The 25796-nt window shown below is 40.0% G+C and carries 15 protein-coding genes; 3 read left to right on the forward strand and 12 right to left on the reverse strand.

Features of this window, described 5'->3' with window-relative positions; all coding sequences use genetic code 11:
• Nucleotides 1-46 precede the first annotated feature (46 nt).
• Entirely contained in the window at nt 47-3355 is a 3309-nt protein-coding gene (locus M3O96_RS04245) for a VCBS repeat-containing protein (RefSeq protein ID WP_249719137.1), read from the forward strand.
• A 1-nt stretch (nt 3356) separates the two neighbouring features.
• On the forward strand, nt 3357-4718 hold the full coding sequence (locus tag M3O96_RS04250; protein WP_249719055.1) for a vanadium-dependent haloperoxidase: 1362 nt from the start codon (nt 3357-3359) through the stop codon (nt 4716-4718).
• Between the two features lie 10 nt (nt 4719-4728).
• Here the strand turns inward: M3O96_RS04250 and M3O96_RS04255 are convergent, their stop codons facing one another.
• From M3O96_RS04255 to M3O96_RS04285, 7 genes are all read right to left on the reverse strand, one after another.
• A complete protein-coding gene (locus M3O96_RS04255) occupies nt 4729-6591 on the reverse strand; it encodes an FAD-dependent oxidoreductase (protein WP_249719056.1) in 1863 nt (620 codons plus the stop codon).
• 31 nt (nt 6592-6622) lie between these two features.
• On the reverse strand, nt 6623-7516 hold the full coding sequence (locus M3O96_RS04260) for an ROK family protein (RefSeq protein WP_249719057.1): 894 nt from the start codon (nt 7514-7516) through the stop codon (nt 6623-6625).
• Nucleotides 7517-7647: 131 nt separating this feature from the next.
• Nucleotides 7648-8679 carry a LacI family DNA-binding transcriptional regulator gene (locus M3O96_RS04265; protein ID WP_249719058.1) on the reverse strand — a complete coding sequence of 344 codons (1032 nt, stop codon included), beginning with the start codon at nt 8677-8679 and terminating at the stop codon, nt 7648-7650.
• 82 nt (nt 8680-8761) lie between these two features.
• Entirely contained in the window at nt 8762-9904 is a 1143-nt protein-coding gene (locus tag M3O96_RS04270; protein ID WP_249719059.1) for a glycoside hydrolase family 18 protein, read from the reverse strand.
• A gap of 68 nt (nt 9905-9972) precedes the next feature.
• On the reverse strand, nt 9973-11553 hold the full coding sequence (locus M3O96_RS04275) for a SusD/RagB family nutrient-binding outer membrane lipoprotein (protein WP_249719060.1): 1581 nt from the start codon (nt 11551-11553) through the stop codon (nt 9973-9975).
• 32 nt (nt 11554-11585) lie between these two features.
• Nucleotides 11586-14711: a SusC/RagA family TonB-linked outer membrane protein gene (locus M3O96_RS04280; protein WP_249719061.1), complete on the reverse strand. Its 3126-nt coding sequence runs from the start codon at nt 14709-14711 to the stop codon at nt 11586-11588.
• Between the two features lie 550 nt (nt 14712-15261).
• Nucleotides 15262-17424, reverse strand: a complete 2163-nt coding sequence (locus M3O96_RS04285; RefSeq protein ID WP_249719062.1) for a glutamine synthetase III family protein — start codon at nt 17422-17424, stop codon at nt 15262-15264.
• Between the two features lie 231 nt (nt 17425-17655).
• On the opposite strand from M3O96_RS04285, the gene mtaB reads away from it, so the two are divergent.
• Nucleotides 17656-18975, forward strand: coding sequence for a tRNA (N(6)-L-threonylcarbamoyladenosine(37)-C(2))-methylthiotransferase MtaB (gene mtaB / locus M3O96_RS04290; RefSeq protein ID WP_249719063.1), 1320 nt, complete (start codon nt 17656-17658; stop codon nt 18973-18975).
• A gap of 90 nt (nt 18976-19065) precedes the next feature.
• Here mtaB and M3O96_RS04295 read toward each other — a convergent pair whose 3' ends face one another.
• The 5 genes from M3O96_RS04295 to lpxK all read right to left on the reverse strand — a co-directional run bounded on the left by M3O96_RS04295 (nt 19066) and on the right by lpxK (nt 25757).
• On the reverse strand, nt 19066-20757 hold the full coding sequence (locus tag M3O96_RS04295; RefSeq protein ID WP_249719064.1) for a GMC oxidoreductase: 1692 nt from the start codon (nt 20755-20757) through the stop codon (nt 19066-19068).
• 3 nt (nt 20758-20760) lie between these two features.
• Entirely contained in the window at nt 20761-22005 is a 1245-nt protein-coding gene (locus M3O96_RS04300) for an ABC transporter permease (protein WP_249719065.1), read from the reverse strand.
• Between the two features lie 134 nt (nt 22006-22139).
• Entirely contained in the window at nt 22140-22751 is a 612-nt protein-coding gene (locus M3O96_RS04305; protein ID WP_249719066.1) for a MiaE family protein, read from the reverse strand.
• Nucleotides 22752-22753: 2 nt separating this feature from the next.
• Nucleotides 22754-24712 carry a putative porin gene (locus M3O96_RS04310; protein ID WP_249719067.1) on the reverse strand — a complete coding sequence of 653 codons (1959 nt, stop codon included), beginning with the start codon at nt 24710-24712 and terminating at the stop codon, nt 22754-22756.
• Nucleotides 24702-25757 (reverse strand): tetraacyldisaccharide 4'-kinase, encoded by a 1056-nt coding sequence (lpxK, locus tag M3O96_RS04315; RefSeq protein WP_249719068.1) that lies wholly within the window; start codon nt 25755-25757, stop codon nt 24702-24704. Before lpxK ends, M3O96_RS04310 begins: the two co-directional genes overlap by 11 nt.
• Between the last annotated feature and the right edge of the window lie 39 nt (nt 25758-25796).

Below are 25796 nucleotides of genomic sequence, written 5' to 3' on the forward strand. Positions count from 1 at the left end.
AGTAGTAAATTAAGTCCAATTGAAGTATGATTCTTTTGAAAGTAATATGAAGCAGGCGATTTCAAAATCTGTTTTGCCTTTATTGATGGTAATATCAGGTATTTGTCTGTTTTTCTTTTCGGGAACAGAAAAAAATAAAACAGGTGCTTTTGAACTCCTTACACCAAAAAGAACAGGAATAACTTTTTCAAATACGCTTAAAGAAGACCAAAAAAACAACATCCTTACCTACGAATATTTTTACAACGGTGGTGGCGTTGCAGTTGGTGATTTCAACAATGACGGGCTTGAAGATATTTTCTTTACAGGAAATATGACTGATAACGCGCTCTACCTCAATGAAGGTGATTTCAGGTTTAAAGACATTTCTAAAACAGCGGGTATAAAAGGAAAAAAATCCTGGACAACAGGTGTGACGGTGGTGGATATCAATGGTGACGGTTGGCTTGACATTTACGTCTGCTACTCAGGCAATGGAGCTGTCGAAAGCCGAAGAAATGAATTATTCATCAATCAGGGAAACATGACTTTCAAAGAAAGTGCAGCTTTCTATGGCTTAGATGATCCGTCTAACAGTACTCAGGCATTGTTTTTTGACTTTGACAAGGATGGGGATCTAGATATGTATTTACTCAACCATCATATTCAGGTCATCAATGAAATTGAATTTGACCAAGCAAGAGCAGTTAGGCACCCCTTTGCAGGTGATAAACTTTTCCGAAACGATGGAGGAAAATTTATTGACATCAGCCAAGCCGCCGGGATCAAAGGAACGGCTTTGGGATTTGGACTTGGGGTTGCAGCTTCAGATATCAACGGAGATGGATGGATCGATTTATACATCAGCAATGATTATATCGAGCCAGATTACCTGTATATCAACAATGGTGATGGCACATTTTCTGATCGAATGACGGATATGCTTCAGCATATTTCCCACTTTTCAATGGGATCAGATATTTCGGATGTCAACAATGACGGATTGATGGACATCTTTACTTTGGACATGCTACCCGAAGACAATAAAAGACAGAAACTGCTCTACGGTCCAGAAAATTACGAGCAGTATGCCTTGATGGTCAACCGCGGATTTTACCATCAGCAAATGCGGAATATGCTACAGCTTAACCAAGGGAACGGTTTGTTTAGCGAAATCGGGCAACTAGCCGGCATTTCAAACACGGATTGGAGTTGGTCGGCTTTGTTCTTTGACGCCACCAACTCTGGTCACAAAGACCTTTTTGTCAGCAATGGGTATTACAGAGACTATACTAACAGGGATTTTTTGAAATACAAAGGAGATTATTATTTCAAATCAGCTGTCGCAGGAGAAAAAGCAGATACCCTTCATCTTGTCACCAGCATGACTTCTACTCCTGTTTCAAATTACATTTTTGAAAATGGGGGAAATTTAGTATTCAAAGACAAAACAAAAGAGTGGGGTATGCATTTTCCCAATTTCTCGAGTGGAGCTGTATATGCTGATCTGGACAATGACGGGCAACTTGATCTCGTAGTAAATAACCAAAACCATCCTGCTTTTGTCTACCAAAACAAATACAAGGAATATAGTGGAGAAACCCAAAACTGGATTCAAATCAATTTAAAAGGAAATGCCCCAAATACTTCAGGAATCGGCGCTAAAGTAGCTGTCTACAGTGAGGGGCAAGTTCAATATCTGGAGCAAATGCCTACCCGTGGATTCCAATCCTCGGTGTCTACCCGTCTTCATTTTGGCTTGGGAGAAAGGTCAAAAGTAGATTCAATCTTTGTAACCTGGCCAAAGGGAAATATACAATTGGTAAAAGAAATTGTAATTAATTCCATTGTAGAAATAACCGAAAGTTCAGGGTCAGGGAATGGAAATCCAAAATTTACTACTTCGCCACTTTTCATACAAACTGAAAATAAAATTCCTTTTGTTCATGAGGAATATGGTTTCAATGATTTCAAGCGACAACCACTATTGCTAGAAATGCCTTCCTATGTAGGGCCGGTGATGGCGGCGGCTGATATCAACGGAGATGGATTGGAGGAGATTTTTGTGGGTGGAACAAAAGGATCTGAAGGTAAACTATTCCGGTTTTTGAATGGAAAATGGGAAACGATGAATTCCTTTAAATCTGAAAGTGAATTTACAGATGCAGATGCCACATTTTTCGATGCAAATGGAGATGGACATCTGGATTTATATATATGCAGCGGAGGCTATCACGATTACCTTTCTAATGAAGAATCCCTTCAGGACAGGTTGTATATCAATGATGGAAATGGAAACCTGAACCTCAGTACCAATTCATTGCCAAAAATGCTTGCCAGCACCTCCTCTGTAACAGTCGCCGATTTCAACCGGGACGGCAATCCCGACCTCTTTATTGGAGGGAGGGTCATCCCCGGAAAATATCCCCAAACACCACAAAGCTTCCTCTTGATCAATGATGGAAGAGGTAAGTTTATAGATCTCTCAAGTCAGTTTCTTCCTTTGGAAGGGAAAATAGGAATGGTCGCAGATGCAGAAACTTTAGATCTGAACCAGGATGGATTTCAGGATTTGGTTATCGTTGGAGAATATATGCCCGTCACTGTTTTCCTGAATGAAGGTGGAAGCAAATTTAAAGATGTGACCAAAGACTGGGTTGGCGAAGAAACAAAAGGCTGGTGGTCAAGTATTGCTGTCGCAGATTTTGACAAAGATGGAGACATGGATTTGGTCGTTGGGAATTTTGGTTTGAATACCCAATTGAAAGCCAATAAAACCGAACCATTAAGGATGTACTTTGGGGATTTTGATGACAATACTTCCACCGATCCCATTTTGGTTAATTATGTACAGGGAAAACCATTTCCTTTTCCAAGCAGAGATGAATTGCTGGATCAGGTTTATGGTTTCAGAAGCAAATTCACAGATTACGCAACATATGCAACCGCTACAATCGAGCAAATACTGACCAAAGAGCAGATAGAAAAATCCTCCAAATTAGAAGCGACCGAATTGCATACCATGTACTTTGAAAACCAATCAGGAAAGTTCATTCCATATGAATTACCGATCGAGGCGCAGTTTGCTCCGGTACATGCCATCCATGTTTTTGATTATAACCATGATGGAAATTTGGATCTTTTATTAGGAGGCAACCAGACTTATACCAGATTGAGGCTCGGAATGATGGATGCCAATTTGGGTTTGTTGTTCAAAGGGGATGGAAAAGGCAATTTCCAATATATCCCCCAGCGGGTTTCAGGATTCTCTATTTTGGGCGATGTAAAGTCTATCATTCAACTTCCTTCCCAACCAAATATCCTGTATTTTGGTATCAATAACCGGGGCATTATTAATTATCAAATGCAAGATTAAAATGAATAGCCTGAAGAAAATCGGAATTGTATTCCCATTAATCATTCTAATATTGACTTGCCCTGGGTTGTTATCCACTGCCTTTTCTCAAAAAAGCAGCATTACTCCCATCAAAATTTTTTCCGATAATCTCTTCCATATCACCGAAGTCATGGTCACCGATGTGGCCTCTCCACCGGCTGCGGCGAGATTCTATGCCTACACAACTTTGGCATCTCACCTTGCTTGGTACCAAGCATTAGGTAAGACATCAGATGAAAACCTATTGACTAACACCAACATTGAACCGTTTGAATATATTGGAGAAACAGAAAAAAACCTTTCCCCAGAATTTGTCTCGGTATATGCCATGCTAGAAACAGGGAAGAAAATCATGCCTTCCGGAAAACTTTTAGAGTCAAAACAAAAAGTACTGGTAAGCCAATACGCCAAGTCAAAATGGATTTCAAAAAAGGATATAGAAGCCAATATTTTATTTGCAGAAAAAGTAGCTGAGCAAGTTTTGGACATCGCCAAAAATGATGGATACAGACAATTGAGTGCGCTGACTAGATATACTCCCAAAAAAAACGAGGGACATTGGTACCCAACGCCTCCTGCCTACATGGGAGCTGTGGAACCTGAATGGAGAACAATCAAAACATTTTTCCTGAAGGAATTAAAACTATACAAACCTATGCCGCCTGCAAAATTTGACCTGACAGCGGGAAGTTCGTTCAAAAAGCAGTTGGATGAAGTATTTGAAGTTACCTCTTCCCTTTCGGAAGAACAGGAATTGATAGCCAATTTTTGGGATTGCAATCCGTTCAAAGTGAGTTTTTCGGGACATATGGCCATTGGATTAAAGAAAATTTCCCCGGGTGGACATTGGATCGGAATTACAGGAATCGCTGCAGAAAAAGCCAATTTGACTTGGCAGGAAGCTATTTATATCCATACCCTCGTAGCGATGGGATTGCATGATGCTTTTGTAAGCTGCTGGGAAGAAAAATACGACTCAGACCGAATCAGACCTGAGTCTGCTATCCAAAAACACCTCGACTCAGCTTGGCGTCCGTTACTACAGACTCCGCCATTTCCGGAATATACAAGTGGGCACAGTGTAATTTCCAAAACAAGTGCTGTGATTCTTACAAACTATTTTGGCGAAAATTTTGATTTCATTGACACTTCAGAAGTTTACTTTGGATTGCCTGAAAGACCTTTTCAATCATTTTACAAAGCTGCAGATGAAGCAGCTATTTCAAGACTTTATGGTGGAATCCACTTCCGGGATGCCATTGAAGAAGGTGTCAAGCAAGGTGACAAAATAGGCAAATATATCCTTGAAAGATCCGGCTCAAAGCAGCTTTCCAATCGTTAAAAATATGGCATCAAGGATTTTTCGGAAATCCATTGAGGTCGATTTGGATTGAAAAAGGATCAAGAATAATATCCAACAATACCGCTACATTTAACCTCTCAAGTTTGGTTGTAAAAATAGGTGATCCCGTCAGTTTTTGATTCTGCCAAATCATCTTTATATCGTCTTCATTCAATTCTGGTCTGACGACTTTTAAGATCTCCACTAATCTTCCCAAGGTCAAAGGCTCGCCTGAAGCATCCCAATACTGAGCGAATTGAGAATACAAAGGTCTCAACCCGTCAACCAATTCAAATTCTGAAATCTCCCTCTCAGGGTAAAACCAAGTTTGATTTGCCCACTTGTATGGAACCCCAAATCCTTTTAAAATCCCCGTAGCGCCGATTTTTTGGACTGCGTCAAAGTGCGGATGAGCAGCTGACACATCCATAAATGGCATTAGGTAAGCTTTTTTGTTTAACAGATTTTGTTGCACATTCCTTACCGAAACTTCCTGCAAATTTTGATCTTTAAGGATTGCCGTAGCTGCTAAGGCTCCTGCCGCCTGCCCAATTCCCAATACCACAGGCTGAAGGCGGCTCGCCCCATTGACGATATTCGATACGCCTATACTTTTCTCAGCCACTATGAAATGGGTTGATCCTTTTGGTATCAGGCTCCCCATAGGAATATTGTAGGATGGTACCCTGATTTTTATAAAATCAATCTCTGGCGCACTTGGATTCATTTTGTGGTGATGATCGATGGTATAATCCCCAACGGCGATCCCTGTCCTGTAAAAAGCCATTTCCTGCTCATAAGGAGCCAAGACATAGGGCAGAGAAAACATCGTTTCAGCAGCTATTCTCCTTGATTCTCTGTGATAGGGTACAAATGGCAGTTTGTCATTTGTCTGAAATTCGTCCTCTGCAAGTCCAAGGTTCTTGTATCCAAGTTCGTTTTGGATGTAATAGATAAATCTCAAAGAATGCAGTTTGGCTTCTTCCAAGGCCTTCTTCCTCTCGAATGGAGACATTTCGATGATATTCATGTACAGGTCATTGCCACAGTTGGGCCAATTGATCATGTATTTACCATTGGGCAGCTTTCCATAATTCAACATTTTTTGACAGTCATTTTGAGGACTGTCAAAAGAAATGGGATCGGCATGGTTGCAGGCGCAGGCAAAAATCTCTGGATCATATCCTTTTGGTTTGGGAATGGTTTTGTCTGCCCCATTTCCAAAGTCCTTCAAAACCACCACGTAAGTCAAATCCTGCACGATGTCATTTGCCTTTGCCGGAGCAAAAACTTCCCCAAAACGGTCCTGACTGTCCATTCCCACATAATATTTATAGCCAAGCGAAGCCATGACATCTCCCAATTCGGTGGCATCGATAAGCATTTTGGCTTTGATGGTTTTCAATTTTCCTTTCTCAAGATATTGGACAACCCACTGACCATTTTCAAAGACTGCCTTTTGCCAAGTAGTTTCAAAAAGTACTTGAAGATTTTTTTCTTCTTTGACCCAATTTTGAAAAATCCCATTCCCGATAGATGGCTCAAATAAGGTATTGCTTACCCATCCCGTACCCACAGCGGAAGGTCCTCCATAATGAGCATACAATTTCTCTCTAAATTCTCCCCAAATTCCGGAAGGCAATTTATGGTTGCCGTCAATTGCCGAAACTCCAGCAGCGGTAATCATTCCGCCAAGCCAGGTTGTTTCTTCCAAAATAACGGTTTTGACACCCATTTTTGCAGCCTGAATCCCGGCTGAAGTCCCGCTTGCTCCTCCACCGATGATCAATAATTGCGTTCCATCTTGGGAAAAAACTGAAACTGAGGAAAAAAGAAATGACAGAAATAAGATTATCGACGGGAGATGTTTCATTGAAATTGGGTTAAAGGATCGAAATCTCAAGTTACGATTCTTGATCCAATCCTAATAACACTTTTTGACCAAAAAAATGGGAAGCAGCACCAAAAAGTGCACTCATATCCCCAAAATCACTTATAAAAACCGGTATATTTTTTTGATTGTCCATAAGTATAGAAATAGTTTCTTCCAAAAACAGTCTCCCGGCTTTGGAAATATTCCCTCCTAAAACAATGGCTTCAATTTGAGAATTTTCTAATTGCAACAAGATAAACTGAGCAAGATTTTTTGAGAACTCAGAAAATGCAGGAATGGCTTTTTTAATTAGGACCTCATTCTCGGCAATTTCTTTGACACCAATTACTTGTAACGATAAATTCTCTTTGACCCAATTGATAAACCAAGCCGTCCCCAAATAATCCTCTGCAATACCATCTTTGAACTTGGATGACCACAGGGCTGCATCAAAAATCTGTCCTCCAATTTTCAATGCCGAACCTAAACCTGTTCCCAAAGTCAATCCCAAAATGTTTTTGAAAGCTGATACTTGACCAAAATTTGCCTCCCCCATTAAAAATGCCTTTGCATCATTGACAAAATGAATTTGCGAATTCATCACCCCCAATCTCCCAGCCAATTCCTGTTTAAGGTCAATTCCAAAAAGATGGATAAATTTTCCCTGATCCTTAATCAGGCAGATTCCATTGACATAATCAAACGGTGCCGGCATGGCTAGTATGATACAGGCCTTGCTAAAATCCGAATTAAGCTCTGAAAAAAGTGAAACCCATTCCCCAAGAATGAAATCTTTGGACAAGGTCGAATCAACATTTTTTCTAATACTTGACCTTAAATAATATCCATCCTGCTTTTCTTCAAAAGCCGCTGCAGTAATATGGGAACCACCGACATCAGCTGATATAATCAATCTATTCGTCATTGGAATTATTAGTGTGTGGATGAATGAGGTATCCTTTAAGATCAGAATATAAGAATAGGCGATTTGGCTTTGCTAAAAGGATTTACCAAAAGTAGGTAAAAACAATCATATTTCTAAATTTGACAAATGAGCTATATTTTTTTAAAATCTGAGGATTCCCTAATATGCAGCGTATTGGGCAAGATAATTTTGAAATCAAGTTTAGGGTCACCATTGCCATTGAGCATCTTCAACATCCCTTCCATTAATTTTTCAGCGATGGTTTCGAGAGGTTGTTCAATGGCGGATATATTGGGTTGAAAAAGTGTAAAAAAGTAATGGTCATCAAAAGAAACTACCAATAGGTCATTAGGGATTTGCTTTTTCAAATTATTCAAGGCTTGTAAGCCTTCGAAAGCCAAGTAATTGGTAGCAAAGAACAAGGCATCTAAATCAGTATTACTTTTAACAAATTGTTGGATTTTATGGCTTGCACTATTTTCCGATAAATGATGGAAAGGAAGCATGAGTACTTTTTTATTTTGTCCATGCGCTTCAATGGCTTTTCCGTATCCCTCAAGTCTGTCTATCATCTGGATTTGATCAGAGGCCACAGTTACAAAACCAATGTTCATACAGCCATTTTGTATCAAATGTGAAGTTGCCTCAAAGGCGCTTTTTTCATTTTCGACTACCACATAACTGCAATCAATGGAAGGAATCCAACGGTCAAACAACAAAACCGCAAAATCCTCTTCAATGAGCTCTGTTATGGTACTTTCAAGATCCGGTGTGGGCGTTATGATAAAGCCATCTACGCTTCTTACTTTGAAAGTATCAATTAGTGCTTTTGCCTTATCGGGATCATTATCAGTACTACAATAAATGATTTTGTAGCCATTTTTATAGGCCTTTTCTTCAATCTTTCTTGCTATCGATGCAAAAAACTGGTTTGAAATATCTTCAACCATAAAGACAATAACTTTCGATTTTCCCAGCCTGAGACTCTGTGCAAGATGGCTAGGTCTATAACCTACATGCTTGATATATTCCTCCACTTTCAAGGTCAATTCATCACTGATCCTTTTTTCCTTTGCTTTCCCGTTGAGAATAAATGAAACTGTGGTAATCGAAATTCCAAGGGATCTGGCAATGTCTTTAATCGATATCTTTTTCTTTGGCATTTTATTTCCAATCCAAACTTTTAATCAAGCTAGCAATATGCCGAATTTTTGTAATTAATCCATTAAAACAGGGATTTTCGGGCTATTTCAAGCTTTTGAAAAGTGCATTGAGCAAAATATGGTCATCAGTGTCTTCATTGTATTCCCAAAACATGGCACCTCCCATTTTATGCTTTTTTATAAATTCTGATTTTTGGGCTATGGATTCTGGATCTTCAAATGTTACAAATATCCGGTTATTTTCATTGTATAAATAGGGCGCTTTAGATTTTTCATCCCAATGTCTCACATAAGACGGATCTTGCATCAACTCAACAATGGCGCTATAGGGATACCCTTTGGAGCCTTTGCCAAATTGGAAAAGACCGTTATTTGTTGAAGACACATTCTCCCAACTCCGTCCATAGAATGGTATTCCCATCACCAATTTTTCAACCGGAACACCAGCAGCTACATGGTCCAAGACAGCTTTTTCGGAGGACCTTACATTTGGATCATTGGTATACAAATTGGCATGATGTCCGGTTGTATCTCTCCAAGATTGAACTATGAAATCATAGGACATGATGTTGATAAAATCAAGGTACTTCTGGGCTTCACCTAAGTCATTGACATCTAAGTACTCCTTAAAACCAGCTGAAGCAATTGTGCTTAGATAATGGGTATTATCCTTAGAACCCAGGCTATCCAATGCCTCTCTTACTGATTTGAGCATCAAAATAAAATTTTCCTTGTCTTCAGGCCGATAAATATTGTCATCTCCGGGATAGGCAGGATATTCCCAATCAAAATCCAAACCGTCCAGGTCATGCCGGATGAGATAATCCAAAGCGGAAGCAGTAAATGTTTTTCTGGATTCGGGGGTCAATGCTGCATCTGAGAATCCTTTGGACCATGTCCATCCACCGATAGAAATCAAAATTTTCAAATCCGGATTAACCTTTTTGAGTGAATTCAATTTGGCAAGATTTTCTTTGTCGGCTAGTTCCCTTCCCTCTCCTTCGATGACTTTGCCATCAATGACATTTGCGAAAGCGTAATTGATGTGGGTGAGTTTAGTGGCATGGATTTTTGTGGTATCCACTCCTTTCCATCCGGCTATGTACCCGATGATTTTGTATTTGTTTTCCTCAGGCTCAACCTTAGATTCCTTAGGATTATTTGATCCACAGGATAAGAGAAATGATGCACAGAGGAAAAAAAATGGAATTTTGAAGTAGTTCATATCGTTTTTGTTTTAATGAAAAAAGGTGCCCGAAAGCACCTTTTCTATAGTTAAAATTTTTATGGAAATCAATTTCCACCGTCCCACCACATTTTGGTCATCAGGTTATCTCCTCCCATTCTGGTACGGGCTGCTTCATAATTCACAGGATTTCCACCTATTTCAGCTTCCCAATATCTCAATCTTCTAGGGATTTGATTGGCTTCAAATCTGTTTGGATCTTGAGTTGGAGCCAAAACAGGAAAACCTGTTCTCCTCCAGTTGGTCCAAGATTCGATATCGTTCAACCAAGTAGCTGCCCAATATTCCTCTCCGATAAGTCTCAATTTGTCAGCATTAGATGCAGCTGCAAATCCCCTTCCTGTAATATATGAAGTGATTTGAGGACCTGTTCTTGCAAATGAAGCGTCAAAGTCCACCCATGAGATAATCGCGGCTGTTACACCATTTGTAAAATGGGTATTGGCATCAGTAGTAATCCAACCTTTTACGGAAGCTTCAGCCTTCATCAATTCGGTCTCAGCATAAGTAATTAAAACATATGGGTCTTCCCAATCCAAATATTTCAAGTTTAGCATAGAGAACATTCTGTTTCCTCTTGGCTGAAGGGCTTCAAATTCTGCCAATTCAGAAGGGGAAAGGATAGTTCTTAAGGTCTGAGTATTGTAACCGTTTGGCATGCCGCGCTGTGCAGCAGGATCAGTATTCCAAGTACTTGCAGCAGCGGTTGGATCACCCAAACCACCCGAAATGATCATCAATCTTGGATCATTATTCGTTTTCATCCAATCAATAAAGGTCTTAGAGATCTTACAATCCTGAGAATATTTGTAAGTATTCCAATACCCATCATTTAGACCGTTTCTATTGTTACCGATTGGACCTGTAGTATATTTAATGTATCCATTATCTGCAACTGAACTGAAAGTACCACTTGTGTTTGCTTCAAGAAATACTTCCCTCGCTTTTGCTGCGTCCTTATTGGACATCCTCATGGCGATTCTCATCAAAAGCGCATTTGTAAAACGCTTCCATTTATCAAGATTCCCTCCATAAATATAATCCTGTACACCAAGTGATTTTGCTGAAGGAGAAAATTTATCCCTTGCAATTTTAAGCTGGTCAATCATATCTAAATAGATATCTCTTTGGTTGTCATAAGTAGGAAACCAGTTGGCTTCACTTTCCAACCCTCTTCCGGCTTGGAAGTATGGAATATCCCCATAGATGTCCGTCATTCTGTGAAGGTCATAAATCCTAAGAACAGTTGCTGCAGCATTCAGATTGGCATCAGCAGGATTGTCTTTGGTTTTGTCTATCACATGAGAATAAAGCCTGATCACATCTGTATAGTGTCTTTCCATATATGCGCCGCTGTATTGGGCATTGTAGAAATACTTGTCACCACTGAAATACCCTGCCAATGAAGATGAATGTTGGATCATAGTTGCCGCATACAGCATATTGGCACGGGTATTTTCATATTCTCCGCCTATCCTGAGGGTAGCAAGAGAAAACAAGAATGCCATGTCAATATCCGTAACTGCATTTTGGTCTGTATTCAGATCCAACAAAGCCTGCTCATCACATGAACTGAAAGTCAAGGTAAAAGCAAGTAGGAGTCCGGTTATTTTATATATACTTTTCATTTTTCCGTGAATTAGTTTGTTAAACATCCCAATTAGAAGTTAAGATTGATATTAAACCCGAAGCTTCTAGTCGTAGGCATTGCAAAGAATTCCAATCCCTGAGAATTACCTCCAACAGTGTAAGCAGATTCAGGATCTATATTTGGAACTTTTGAATAGAGCAAAGCAAGGTTTCTACCTACCAATGAAATGGATGCTGCGGTAAATGGAGTCTTACTTAGCAATGTACCCGGAAGGGTATAACCAAAAGAGAATTCTCTTAACTTGATGAATGAAGCATCGTACACGATATTATCAGTAATCTGCGCATACCTATTGAAATAATCATCAACCAAATATTGAGTAGGATCCGCAGGATTTGCCGGAATGTTCCATGTTCTGGATTCTCCGTTGGCATCCACACCAGAAGTAGTCAAACCATTCGCACGGCTTGCCACGGTTTCTTCATGCAAACCGTTGTTGTAAGCAAAGAAATTGGTTCCTGAAACCAAATGTCCACCGAATCTACCGTCAAGCAAGACCATCAACCTGAAATTTTTGTACCTGAAGTTATTGATAAAACCTGCTGATATCGGGTGACGTCCCTCGGCGATAGTTTCCAATCCATTGGTAGGTACTGGAAGTCCTCTTGCATCATAGACTTTTTGACCATTGATCTCAAGATGTTTGAAACCTGCGATCATGCCCAAAGGCTGACCAACAATGTGACGGATCCTTTCTCTTCTCAACCTAGATTCGTCAAGGTTAATGAATTCAATCGATTCGCCTTTTGCGTTTGTTCCAAGACTCACGACGTTACTTTGATTGTTGGCATAGTTCAAAGAGAAGTCCCACTGGAAATCTTTCCTTTGGTAAGCTACCACGTTCAATAACAATTCGACCCCTTTGTTGGTCAACTCACCGATGTTGATGATGGTAGATCCAAAACCTGAAGTAGCAGAAATTCCTGTCGCAAGGATATCATTGGTTGTATTACGGCTGTAATAAGCCACATCCAACCCTATTTTATTTTCAAAGAATCTTAAATCAGCCCCAAATTCATATTCAGTAGAAAGATAGGGCTTGAGGTTTGCATTAGGGATCGAACCGTTGTTGATCTGTCCCAAGCTTCCACCCAAGTGACCCGCACCAACCAATCCATAAGTCAGGTTGAGTGCATAAGGATTCGGTGCACCACCGCCAGTCTGACCCCAAGAAGCTCTGAACTTAGTGAATGTAAACGCTTTTGGCAATTCAATGACATCTGACAATACAAAGCTGGTTCCTACTGATGGATAAAACAATTTGCTGTTAGCCGGAGACAAAGTTGAGAATTGATCCTGACGTGCTGTAAAATTCAAGAAAAGGAAGTTTTTGTAGCCCACGTTTGCATAACCAAACACTGAGTTGATTCCTTGCTCATTAAAACCATAACCCACCTGAGGAGCAGCTACGTTTCTTACACTACTAAAGAAAGGAACAACTAGGTCATTTCCTCCTCCTGAAAGGCTTTCAAAAGACCTTCTCATTCTGTTTCCACCGACCAATGCATCCACAGAAACATCCCCAAATTGCTTTTGGGCACCGATGAACAAATCTATGTTATCCTCTCTGATCGTTCTTTTACTAACATTGTAATCACCTCTTGGCTTGTAAGCAGTACCATATGGTTCTGATGAATCATCAGTTCTTGACTGAAAATCTGTACCGGCTCTACCCATGACATACAACCAATCTGTAAGGTCATATCTCAATGATACTTTTCCCAAAACCCTGTCAGTTACATCCTCGCGATAAAACTGATGCGCCGCCCAATATGGATTGGTCTGGAAAACGTTTGGCTGGTATCTCAATTCAAAGCCATCTTCCTGGGCACCCAATTTGTCAGTTGTCCCTCTCATGGCAGAAAGCGGAAGATTGCCAGGTCTTGTCATCATCGCAAAGTTGGCGTTACCGGGAGAATCTGAAAGTCTCGGACGGTTTTGTGCATTTTGCTTGGAATACTGACCGCTAAAATCTAATGTGAGCTTTTTAAGTTTACTGTTGACATTCATGTTGATTACGTCTCTAGTAAAACCTGCATTTGGCATGATATCATTATTATCAAGCTTAGAATAAGCAAATCTATAAACCCCAGATTCGTTACCACCACTTAATGCGACAGAGTTGTTTACAGTATATCCTGTTTCATAAAAGGCATTTAATCCTTCACCTGTATGTGAATACGGTCTGGATACGCCATCAAACTGAGGTGTGCTTGCACCATTGTATTTACCTCCCCAATGTAAATTCCCTGCATCCAATGCATCACCCGAGCTTGCAGGAACTCTACCATCAATACCCGGTCCGTAAGACCTTTGGTATTCCGTGAAGTCCAGAACATTGTCAAAAGTGATGTTGGAGTTCAAGGATACGCCAATACCTTTTCTGGCTTTACCGGTTTTGGTTGTAATCAAAACAACACCATTAGCTGCTCTTGCACCATATAAAGCTGCGGCTGCATTTCCTTTCAATACTGAAATACTTTCGATATCATCAGGGTTGATGGAGGCAAGACCGTCACCGGCATCATTACCACCCCACATACCCGCACTACCAAGGTTTCCTGTCTCGATTGGCATACCATTGACCACATAGAGAGGCTGGTCATTGCCGGTGAGCGAAGAACCTCCCCTGATTACAACTCTCGTAGAGCCTGCTGCACCTGAAGCAGGGGGAGAAACGTTCACCCCGGCGATTTTACCAGTTAGAGCATTACCAAGGTTAACCGCTCTTGATTCGGTAAATTTATCTCCGCTGACCTGAGTGACAGAAAAACCAAGTGCCTTCTTATCTTTTTCCATACCAAATGAAGTCACCACAACCTCAGATAATTCGGAAAGATCTTCCTGCAAATTCACATCTAGTGAACTTCTGTTTCCAACCAGAATCTCTTGAGGGGAAAATCCGATAAAAGAAAATACCAATAACGATGTATTGGTCACCGTAATTGAATACCTACCATCCAAATCGGAGGTAGTACCCGTATTTGCTTGCTTGTCCAGGATATTTACTCCTGGGATTGGCTCTCCGGTAGAATCTACTACCCTACCTGTGAGCACTCTGCTTTGGCCATATGCCTCAAAACCTGAGGCAAAAATCATGACCATCGCTAACATAATTAGTACAACTCTGTTCATAGGAATTATTTAAAGGTTACATTTTTATTGGTTTAGGGAATTTTAATGGTATTAGTTTACTCATTTTGATTTTTAATTCGTCAAATGGCGGATTTCCCCAATAAATGTTTAATCATTTTTAGATTAAACAATGAAATAATAGAGGTTAAATACGATTTATTGAAATATCAGCCATTTGTAAATGTATCTAAAAAAAATTGTTGTCAAAAATATTTAATAATTTTTTTTAATTAAGTTCATCGACTTTTATGATTTATTATATTTAATAAAACGGTTTAGCAAATAAATTTACTTATGGCCCTTTTTTTGAAAGAATTCGAATTCGTTTACATAATAATGTCGTACACCACTCAAAAGTATATGATTCCATTCAAAACCAATAATTTATGGTTCAATTAGGAATTTAGGATTTGACCAGGAATTTCGGGCATGATTGATTTTTGTCAACTTTTTGAAAAAAATTGTAAAAGATTATAGTATCAATCTATGTTTAAACAAGGGTTAAGCGGATTCAAACCAAAAAAAAACCGCCCGAAGGCGGTTTATTCAATTATTTGATAAATAACATTTCTCTATACTTCACCAAAGGCCACAATTCGTCATCGACGACAAGTTCAAGTTTGTCAACTGCATACCTGATTTTATCAAAATAAGCTTCTTTCACATCAGTGCAATACCCTTTCGCTCTTTTGACGATATCGTCTTCTTTGTTCAGTTGTTTTCTTGCCTCAGTCATCCCCTGCACATTCTTATTGATCGACTCTAGATGTTTGCTGATTTCCTTGATGGTTTCAATGGCAGCAGTGTTGTCCAAGCCTAATCCTGCCAAACCATTTGCATTTTCTATCAGTTTGTTTTGATACATAATAGAAGTTGGAATCACATGATTCAATGCCAAATCTCCTATCACCCTTGATTCAATCTGAACCTTTTTAATATAATTTTCCAACATGATCTCATGTCTCGCATGAAGTTCAATTGAATTTAGGACATTATGTCTTGAGAATAGTTCTGCCACCTTTTTGTCATGATAGATATCAAGTGCAAATGGGGTACTTTTCAGATTGGATAAACCTCGCTTTTCAGCTTCCTTAGCCCATTCTTCTGAATAACCATCTCCTTCAAATCTGATTTTCTTGCTGTCTTTGATATATTTTCTCAAGACATTGACAATCGCAATTTTCTTTTCTTTGCCTGCATTCACTTCTTTATCGATGTCTTTCAACAAGCTTCTCAAAGTTTCCGCAACGATGACATTCAAGACTGTCATTGGTTCAGCTGAATTTGCACCTGAACCTACCGCTCTAAATTCAAACTTATTGCCTGTGAATGCGAATGGCGAAGTCCTGTTTCGGTCTGTGTTGTCCAATATAATTTCAGGAATCTTGGAGATCCCTAATTTCATATACATGTTATCCCCCTTTTCAATTTTTACATTTCCGTTTTTCTCCAATTCATCTAAGACGGATGACAATGTTGATCCTAAGAAAACAGACATGATGGCCGGAGGAGCCTCATTGGCACCTAATCTAAAATCATTGCTAGCTGAAGCGATACTGGATCTCAGCAAATCTGCATGGTCATATACTGCTTTTACTGTAGCAATCACAAAAGTCAAAAACTGAAGGTTTTCTCTAGCAGAACTGCTTGGCTGGAATAAATTAACACCTGTATCAGTGATCAAAGACCAGTTGTTGTGCTTTCCACTTCCATTGACACCTGCAAAAGGTTTTTCATGGAACAACACTTTCAAATTATGTTTTTCAGCTACTTTATCCATCAAGTCCATCAACAGTTGGTTGTGGTCGATGGCTTTATTGATTTCCTCAAATAAAGGAGCAACCTCAAATTGGCCCGGGGCGACTTCATTATGACGTGTAGAAACGGGAATACCCAATTTGTGCGCTTCAATCTCAAAGTCCATCATAAAGTCTTTGACTCTAGTAGGAATTGATCCAAAATAGTGGTCTTCTAATTGTTGACCCCTCGCAGGACTATGGCCAAATACAGTCCTACCTGACATGACCAAGTCGGGTCGAGTTGCAAATAGCGCCTTGTCAATTACAAAATATTCCTGCTCGACTCCCAAGGATGGACTTACTTTTCTGACATTTCTATCAAACAATTGGCAAACTTCAACCGCAGCAGAGTTGATCGCTTCCATTGATTTCAATAATGGAGTTTTGTAATCCAGTGCTTCTCCAGTGTATGAAACGAATATAGTAGGGATACAAAGAGTCTTGTCGAATATAAATATTGGAGAAGAGGGATCCCATGCAGTATAACCCCTAGCTTCAAATGTCGATCTGATTCCTCCATTAGGGAAAGATGAAGCATCTGGCTCTTGCTGAACCAAAGCAGAACCTTTGAATTTCTCCAGCCCCGCATAGGCGTCAAAGAAAGAATCATGTTTCTCTGCTGTAGATCCTGTAAGTGGCTGAAACCAGTGGGTATAGTGGGTAACACCTTTGGAAAGAGCCCAAACTTTTACAGCCGATGCAATTTCTTCTGCGGTGGAAGAATCAATCTTGCTACCTTTATCTATAGCCTCCATAACCTTTTTGAATACTGAAGGAGCCAAAGATTCTTTCATTTGTTTTGTCCCAAAAACCTGAGTTCCATAATAATCGGAAATCTTATTAGAAGGGGGAGTCACAATGACTTTTGACCTGCCTTGGGCCAATAATAGTGCTGTTTGTCGTAAAGTTGCCATTTTCTACAATAAGTGGTTTGATTATACCCACAAAAATAGGAAAATATATGAATTTCAAAGCCAAAGGGTAAAAAATGGGGTCATTTTTAATAAAATTTACATTTTTTCTAATTAAATAACCCAAATTATCCCTAAAAATGTCAAAAAAATCAATTTTTGATCTCAAAAAATAGAAAATTGAAAACTGAATGATAATATTTAAATTTGCGACCGGTAAAAAGAAAGGTTAGCGTGAAAAAAGTTGCATTTTATACTTTGGGCTGTAAGTTGAATTATTCAGAAACTTCCACTATCAGCAGGATGTTTGAAGCGAAAGGCTATGAAAAGGTCGATTTCGACAATACGCCTGATATTTTTATCATCAACACCTGTTCTGTGACAGAAAACGCAGACAAAAAGTGTAAAAAAATCGTCCGTGAGGCAAAAAAAATCTCTCCCAATTCTTATATAACGATTATAGGTTGCTATGCGCAATTGAAGCCGCAGGAAATCTCAGAAATAGAAGGAGTCGACGCCGTCTTGGGCGCAGCAGAGAAATTCAGGTTGATCGAACTGCTTGATGGCTTTGCCAAAGAGCAGGAGACCAAAGTTTTGGCATCTGAAATCCAAGAGGCGAATATTTTTAACAATGCCTACTCGATGCATGACCGGACTAGGACGTTTTTGAAAGTTCAGGATGGCTGTAATTATGGATGTGCTTTTTGCACCATTCCTTTGGCGAGAGGGAAAAGCCGGAGCGATACCATTGAAAATATTCTGAATTCTGTAAAAGAAATCGCTACAAATGAAGTGAAGGAAGTGGTTTTGACAGGAGTCAATATCGGGGATTTTGGTATTCAGGAAGGAAAAAGAAAAGAAAGGTTTGCAGACCTTGTGATGGCTATAGATGAAATCGAGGGAATTGAAAGGTTCCGGATTTCCTCCATTGAACCAAACTTACTTACAAATGAGGTCATTGAGTTTGTATCCACTTCCAAAAGATTTGTTCCCCATTTTCATATCCCACTCCAATCCGGCAGCAATACAATATTAAGGAGTATGGGCAGAAGGTATCTCAGGGAATTATATGAGGATAGGATTTCCAAGATCAAATCCCTGATGCCGCATTGCTGCATAGGAGTTGATGTGATTGTGGGATTTCCGGGCGAAACAGATGATTTGTTTTTGGAGACATATAATTTCTTGAACGAACTCGATATCTCCTACCTGCATGTTTTTACGTATTCCGAAAGGGCAAATACGCGTGCAGTAGAATTGGATGGGGTCGTCCCAATCAAAAAAAGGAATGAGCGCTCAAAAATGCTCAGAATACTATCTGAAAAGAAAAGGAGAAAATTTTATCAGGAGAATCTCGGAAGAACCTTCACCGTCCTATTTGAAGAAGATGTGGAGGATGGTAAAATGCACGGCTTCACAGAGAATTATATCCGTGTCGCAGCCAAGTACGATCCTATTCTAATCAATGAACTGAAGACCCTCACCCTCAGCGAAATCAATGAAAAGGGCAATGTGGAAGCTGTCGAACCTGAGATGATGTACGAAAGGCATTGATTATTGCTTAAACTTCCAAACAGGGCTTAGTTAACTGTAATAAATTTGGCTTAAAGGTTTACAAAAGCACTAAAAAATAATCAGATAGGATTATAAATCCCCTTTTTTAAGGCTTTTGACAGCATAATCTACTGCACGGGCAGTCAATGCCATATAGGTAATGGAGGGATTTTGGGTTCCTGTGGATGTCATACAAGCGCCATCCGTGACAAAAACATTCTTGCACAGGTGTATTTGATTCCATCCATTCAATAGAGATGTTTCAGGATCTCGGCCCATTCTTACCCCTCCCATTTCATGGATATCAAGTCCTGGTGCCTGCATGGAATCTGATGTTCTGATGTTTTTGCAACCTGCTTTCTTCAGCATTTCAGTTCCTTGTTCAAAAAAATCCCTTAATACTTTTTCATCATTCTCATCATAATCGACCTTGATCTTAAGTAATGGGATTCCCCATTCGTCTTTCTCTGTGTCACTCAAGCTTACAAAATTTGATTCTTTGGGAATCGTCTCCCCCTGCATCATCATCGATACATGCCATCCGCCCGGGATTGAATTTTTTTCTTTGAATTCTTCACCAAAAGGTACATTTTGTGCACCTCCCCACCCACCTCTTCCGGCGGTATAAAAAGTCATATAACCACGGAGGAAGTCCATTTCCTGCTCCTTCACATTTCTGAAATTAGGCATCATGACCGCTGTCGGTCTTCTTCCAAAATAATAAGATTCCTCATGGCCTTCGTAAGATGCTGAAATATTGCCCCTGTAATTATGGAAAGCAATGAATTTGCCAAGCAGGCCATTGTCATTTCCGAGGCCATTAGGAAATCTTGCCGATTTGCTATTGAGGAGGATCAGATTGGAATTTAGTGCAGCGGCATTTAGAAAAATTACTTTGGCAAAATATTCAATCACTTCTTTGGTATTCCTATCCACTACCCTGATTCCTGTCACCTTTTCCTTTTTGTCATCAAAAATAATAGAATGAACCACGGAGTCCGGTCTCAGGGTAAGGTTACCCGTAGCAGCAGCAACAGGTAAAGTAGATGAATTTGAACTGAAATAGGCACCGAACGGGCAACCTCTGTAGCATTGGTTCCGGGCCATACATTGACCGCGACCCTGCTTAGAATGATGTTCTTGGGGTTTGGTCAAATGCGCACACCGCCCGATCATCACATGACGGTCTTTATACTCGGAAACTATCCTGTCCCGGATTTCTTTTTCTACACAATTCATCTCCCACGGGGGTAAAAAATCCCCATCAGGCAATGTTTCTACTCCATCTTTGTTGCCACTGATGCCGACAAAGCGCTCTACATAACTATACCATGGATCAATATCATCGTACCTGATAGGCCAATCAACTGCAAAACCATCCCTGCCCGGACCTTCAAAATCATACTTGCTCCACCGCTGTGTCTGACGCGCCCAAATCAAGGATTTTCCTCCAACTTGATAACCCCTTACCCAATCAAAAGGCTTCTCTTGGATGTAAGGATGCTCAGTATCTTTTACAAAAAAATGCGCAGTATCTTCTTTGTAAGCGTAACATTTATTGACAACGGGATTTTCCAGTTTATCTGCCAAAGGAATCTGATTGCGGTGAGGCATATCCCAAGGTGCAGCAGTCATAGTTGGATAGTCCTTGAGATGCTCTACATTTCTTCCACGTTCAAGCACAAGGGTTTTCAGGCCTTTTTCACAGAGCTCTTTTGCTGCCCAGCCACCGCTGATGCCTGAACCTATCACAATCGCATCAAATGTATTCTCTTGAGACATATTTTATTCGTACCTGAGTGATTCAATAGGATCCAATTTGCTTGCTTTTCTGGCAGGAAGATATCCTGAAGCAAGCCCGACAAAAATACAAATCCCAAAAGATACAATTATCCAAAGCCATGGGATCAGAAATCCACCTGGTCCAATAAGATTGGCGACTACGTTTCCGATTGCTATGCCAATGATTACTCCTAAAATTCCACCTAAAATACAGATCACGATGGCTTCAATGAGGAATTGTTGTCTGATTCTAAGCGGTGTGGCTCCAAGTGCTTTTCTGATTCCGATCTCACGGGTTCTTTCTGTTACAGACACCAGCATGATATTCATCAAACCAATGGATGCCCCCAAAAGGGTAATAAATCCAATTCCAAAACCACCGATTCTGAGGTATCCTGCTACTTCTTCCAAACTCTCTCCTACTGATTGGCTTTTGACCAATTCAAAAGAATCTTCCTGCCCAATCTTATCCTGACGTATTTTTCTCATCATCCCTGTGGCTTGTCCCATTTCATACTCAAGCTTCAGAGGATCAGAGCCACTTGCAGTAATCGAATATCGAAAACTTCCTCTTGAGTCGAGCTTACTCGCATTTTCTACAGGAATAAAAATAGCCCTGTCAGCACCAGATCCACCTCCCACACTTCCCTGCTTCTCCAAAATTCCAACAATGGTATATCTTTTGCCAAAAACGGTAATATAGTTATTCAGCGGATCTTCATTTTTTTCAAAAAGTGTTTCAACAATATCCAGTCCTATGACGCATACATTATTGCCATACCGAACTTCGGGGTTGCTGAAGTTCCTGCCTTTTTCAATTTTCAAACCCTTAATTTTAAAATACATGTCATCCCCACCTGTCACCCTTACATTGGGATTGGTCTTTTTTGATCCTCTTTTGACTTCTGCGGCACCAGATACACTTGAAAAAACCGTTGAAGGACCTGTGGAACTGAACTCCTCCTGAAATCTTAGGGCTTCCTTATACCTGACGATGGGGAAAGTTTTTTCGGAAACTCCCTGCTGAACACCCCTTCCTCCAGAAAAACCTTTTGACCTGACATCAAAATTATTAGCACCCAACCCTGAGAAGCTATCCTCAATCTGTGCTTTGATGCCGTCTATGGCAGTAAGCATTCCTACCAAGGACATGATGCCTATAGCAATGATGGTTCCTGTCAACACCGTCCTCAACAAATTGACCTTGACAGACCTGAGGGCTTCCTTTATATTTTCGACCAGATTCATAATTTGTACGAATTAGAACAACTTCAATAATAATTTTTGAAATGCAGTTTTAATATTAAGCATAATGGTGAAAAAAACGGCTGAAAACTGAAAAATATTTCTATTAAATAACCCTTCATTCCATTCTTTGATTTTCAATGCATTCTGTCTCCCCGGATTTCAAGGTTATTTATCACATCAGCTTCATAAGCTAGCCATTCTTTCCAGCGAACATTTACTTTTTCAGGATCCTGATATTTACGAGCCAGATCAATGAAATTAACAAAATGACCCGCCTCTGATACCATCAATTCGTAATAGAATTTTTTCAGTTCTTCGTCTTGGATTTCCTTGGAAAGTAATTTAAACCTTTCGCAGCTTCTAGCTTCAATCAGGGCATTCATCAGCAGGTATTCTGTCAGCTGATGTACCTTACTTCCTCCTTTTCTCACAAATTGGCATAGCTTTACTACGTATTCGTCTTTTCTTGGTTTGTCAAAAGGAATTCTCCGCTTTCTGAGTTGGTCCATGACCCTCTCAAAATGACTCCACTCCTCCGCTACCACAGGCGTCAAGGTATCTACCACCTCACTGAATTCATGAAAATTGACTATCAATGAAATACAAGAAGATGCCGCCTTTTGTTCACAGTATGCATGGTCAACTAAAATATCACCGATATTCATCTGGGCAATATTTACCCACCTCGGATCCGTAGGGAGCTGCAAATGCAGCATTTTTTGTTTTGTACTTTCCTCCCAGCTCATGATCAATCAAATAAAGGCCAACTGATACCGATGTCTAGTGTTCTTCTTAAGCCTGTAAAATAAGGAGTTACAAAATATCCCGGTTGCTCCATCATATTGATATTTATATGATTCATTCTTAATAAAATCCTGGTCCTGTTGATCCTTGCATTAAAGAAAAAATCAACAACAGGATAAGCATAAACATTAAATGTGTTTTGGATATGGAATTGCTGAATGGCGGGATTGTAGAAGTCCGCGAGGTTATCACTTCTGTACCTCCCTTCCAAACCAATCTGGACAAAGATATTTTCATCAAACATGGGACTTTCATAGAAAACTCTTGAATTGACCAATACATCAGGAATCCTGAAATTGTCTTTGCCATCACCTGTTATCAAAGTGTAATAAGCATCTGCCTCCCAATAAAGTTTCTTATTGAGATTCACAGAAAACTTCAATCCCGGAATTACCATAAATGCATCACCGCTTGCCTGTGCTGCTTGTTGGTCATTATCAAAGAAAACATAATTATTCACCCTGTTCAGGGTGACATTGGGGCGAAGCGACAAACTTTTAAAGTCTGCTTTCAAAACTGCCTGGATCTGATCGACTCCTATATTATCAAAGTTGTTTTCCCATTTATGGTGATTTCCCACATAAAACTGCTGCATGGCGGTGGGCTTATAAAGGGCTTTGGTATAGGTAGCTTCCAAATACGGGGATACAAAAGTGCCCTTGATCCTGAAGGCATCAGGCAAAGAATATTCTCCTTCTGCCTCAAACCGCCATTTTTCACTGATTTCCCCACGCAAAGCTCCCCCAATAAAAAATTCACTGAATGATCCCGGTTCATCAAAATTGGGAGAAATGAGTCTGCCACTTCTGAATTTAACAAAGGCATTATAATAGAGCGGCCCGATATCTCCTTTGAAGCCCAATTCATTCCTCCAATCTGTAAACTGGTTTCTATTATAAGTAGTATCCTGATCTAAAAACCTAGCCGGACTGAAAACCTTAAAAAATGCAGAATCTGAAGTTGTCAAGGGTGAAAAGAAAGATACGTCCTGCTTTCTCCTATCAAAAATATGGTACACCTGCCATCCTTTGACGAGTTCATATTCATGATACAGATGATAATCTTGCCGTAGGTCTATGGCTTGGGATTCCCTCAACCATACCTTGGCATCTTCATAAGCAAATAGTAAAGAAGTCGAATCAATATCCGGGGAAATAATACCGCCTTGTTCATTTACTTCATGCCGCATTCGCGAAAAACTCCCCAAAAGGAAATATTTCCCATTTTCAGACCTGTAATTTGTATGAAGGGCATATGCATTTTGCTCGGTCAAATTATCATCTCTAGCATTGGGGTTAAGGGTTTTTTTTGCCCTGATGGTTTTAAAGTTAAAGCCGATATTCCATCTTGGATTGACGTTTCTTGCAAACACCAAATCTAGCATGTTTCTATTGCCCCCTCCAAAAAAAGCATTCATTTGCGTGTAAGGAGACTTGGTATCGTAATACCTCATGCTGTCGGGTCCGTAATAGTATGGGTCGTAAGCTTCGAAACCTGAAGTGGTTCCAATCATAGTAGGCAGTTGATAAAAAATCGGTTTGGCTGCGCTTCCTACATTACCAAGGTCCTGATACATCCATCCTGACTTGGCCACAGGTTCAAAATAATGGAAATTATACAGTGAAGTATCTCCTTCAATTTTTCTGATTCTGTTCTTTTTTACATCCTTTTCCAAAAAATAAAGGCTTGTATTGGGTCCGAAAACCATCTTCGTACTATCGTCAATCAGCTTTTTCCTTCCTTGAGTTTCATTTTCAGTTTCTTGATTTCTTTCTGGATTCTGTTGAGGTGGAATGCCTGTAGGATTACCAGTCTGGGGAACTCTTGGTCTGACCTGTGCATACAGTCCTAGATTCCATAAAGAGGAAAAGAAAAAAAGAAAAAGAATTAATTTAAATCTCACGGATATATGCTTTGTCCTTGACAATATTGGTGATGCGCGCAATAAGGTATTGGCCATCATTTTCTGCCAGATCAACTTTGATAGGCAGCGCAAAAATCGGAATTTCTACCAAATATTCATGAAAAGCCCCATCTTTAAGTTTGACAGCATCTTTTTCTGTGGTCAAGACCATGGCTCCTTCATGTTTTTTGGCAAGTTCTGAGATCCTTCCTACATCAGCTAATGTATACCGATGGTGGTCTGCAAAGGTTATTTTTTCCACGACTTCAAATCTTTTTTCTGCCTCCTGTTCAAATAATCTTTCATTCGCAATTCCCGAAACAAGGATGGCTTTCTTAGGAGGTTTTGCAGTTTGCTGAAATAGAGGTTCCGGATTGCTATATTTTATCCCTGCAAATAATATAGGCACATCCGCAAATTCTTTGATTTTACCTTGAATTGTAGTTTTCTCATCATAACTCAGGTTGGGTGGGCACTTCGTTACTATAATGACATCTGCCCTTTTTGCTCCGGTAGCACTTTCGCGAAGTGTGCCTATTGGCAAGACTTTGTCCCTGAAAAACGGATTTTGGTAGGTAGTCAGAAGGATATAAAAATCCGCTTTGACATACCGATGCTGAAAAGCATCATCCAGAACAATCAATTCTGTTTCGGGTCTGTGGTAGATTATCTGCGGAATCGCCATGACCCGTTCCTCCCCTACCGCCACGGTGACTTCATTTCCAAATTTGGAAAAAATCTGGAAAGGCTCATCGCCCAAATCAGAGGGACCGAGGCCTTGCGATGCAAGTAAAAAACCTTTTGTTTTTCTCCCATATCCCCGGCTTAATGTGGCCAATTGATATTGATTTTTTAAGGATTCAACCAAGAACTCCACCATAGGCGTTTTTCCAGATCCTCCCAGATTAAGGTTTCCGACCACCACTGTTGGAATCAAAAATTCGGTGCTTCTCTTTTTTCCACTGTCAAACATTTTGTTACGGTATCTGGTGATGCCATCATATATTCTTGAGAGGGGATAAAGAAGAGGGACGTACCAGCGCATTGGCTATTTTTCCTTAGTTTTGGACAAAGTAAAACAAAA

This window comes from Aquiflexum sp. TKW24L, from assembly GCF_023502205.1.
GTDB lineage: Bacteria > Bacteroidota > Bacteroidia > Cytophagales > Cyclobacteriaceae > Cognataquiflexum.

What these genes read in the sequence shown, in the direction of transcription:
- M3O96_RS04245 (WP_249719137.1), top strand. Translation starts at nt 47, where the DNA reads ATGAAGCAGGCGATTTCAAAATCTGTTTTGCCTTTATTGATGGTAATA.
- M3O96_RS04250 (WP_249719055.1), top strand. Translation starts at nt 3,357, where the DNA reads ATGAATAGCCTGAAGAAAATCGGAATTGTATTCCCATTAATCATTCTA.
- M3O96_RS04255 (WP_249719056.1), bottom strand. Translation starts at nt 6,591, where the DNA reads ATGAAACATCTCCCGTCGATAATCTTATTTCTGTCATTTCTTTTTTCC.
- M3O96_RS04260 (WP_249719057.1), bottom strand. Translation starts at nt 7,516, where the DNA reads ATGACGAATAGATTGATTATATCAGCTGATGTCGGTGGTTCCCATATT.
- M3O96_RS04265 (WP_249719058.1), bottom strand. Translation starts at nt 8,679, where the DNA reads ATGCCAAAGAAAAAGATATCGATTAAAGACATTGCCAGATCCCTTGGA.
- M3O96_RS04270 (WP_249719059.1), bottom strand. Translation starts at nt 9,904, where the DNA reads ATGAACTACTTCAAAATTCCATTTTTTTTCCTCTGTGCATCATTTCTC.
- M3O96_RS04275 (WP_249719060.1), bottom strand. Translation starts at nt 11,553, where the DNA reads ATGAAAAGTATATATAAAATAACCGGACTCCTACTTGCTTTTACCTTG.
- M3O96_RS04280 (WP_249719061.1), bottom strand. Translation starts at nt 14,711, where the DNA reads ATGAACAGAGTTGTACTAATTATGTTAGCGATGGTCATGATTTTTGCC.
- M3O96_RS04285 (WP_249719062.1), bottom strand. Translation starts at nt 17,424, where the DNA reads ATGGCAACTTTACGACAAACAGCACTATTATTGGCCCAAGGCAGGTCA.
- M3O96_RS04295 (WP_249719064.1), bottom strand. Translation starts at nt 20,757, where the DNA reads ATGTCTCAAGAGAATACATTTGATGCGATTGTGATAGGTTCAGGCATC.
- M3O96_RS04300 (WP_249719065.1), bottom strand. Translation starts at nt 22,005, where the DNA reads ATGAATCTGGTCGAAAATATAAAGGAAGCCCTCAGGTCTGTCAAGGTC.
- M3O96_RS04305 (WP_249719066.1), bottom strand. Translation starts at nt 22,751, where the DNA reads ATGAGCTGGGAGGAAAGTACAAAACAAAAAATGCTGCATTTGCAGCTC.
- lpxK (WP_249719068.1), bottom strand. Translation starts at nt 25,757, where the DNA reads ATGCGCTGGTACGTCCCTCTTCTTTATCCCCTCTCAAGAATATATGAT.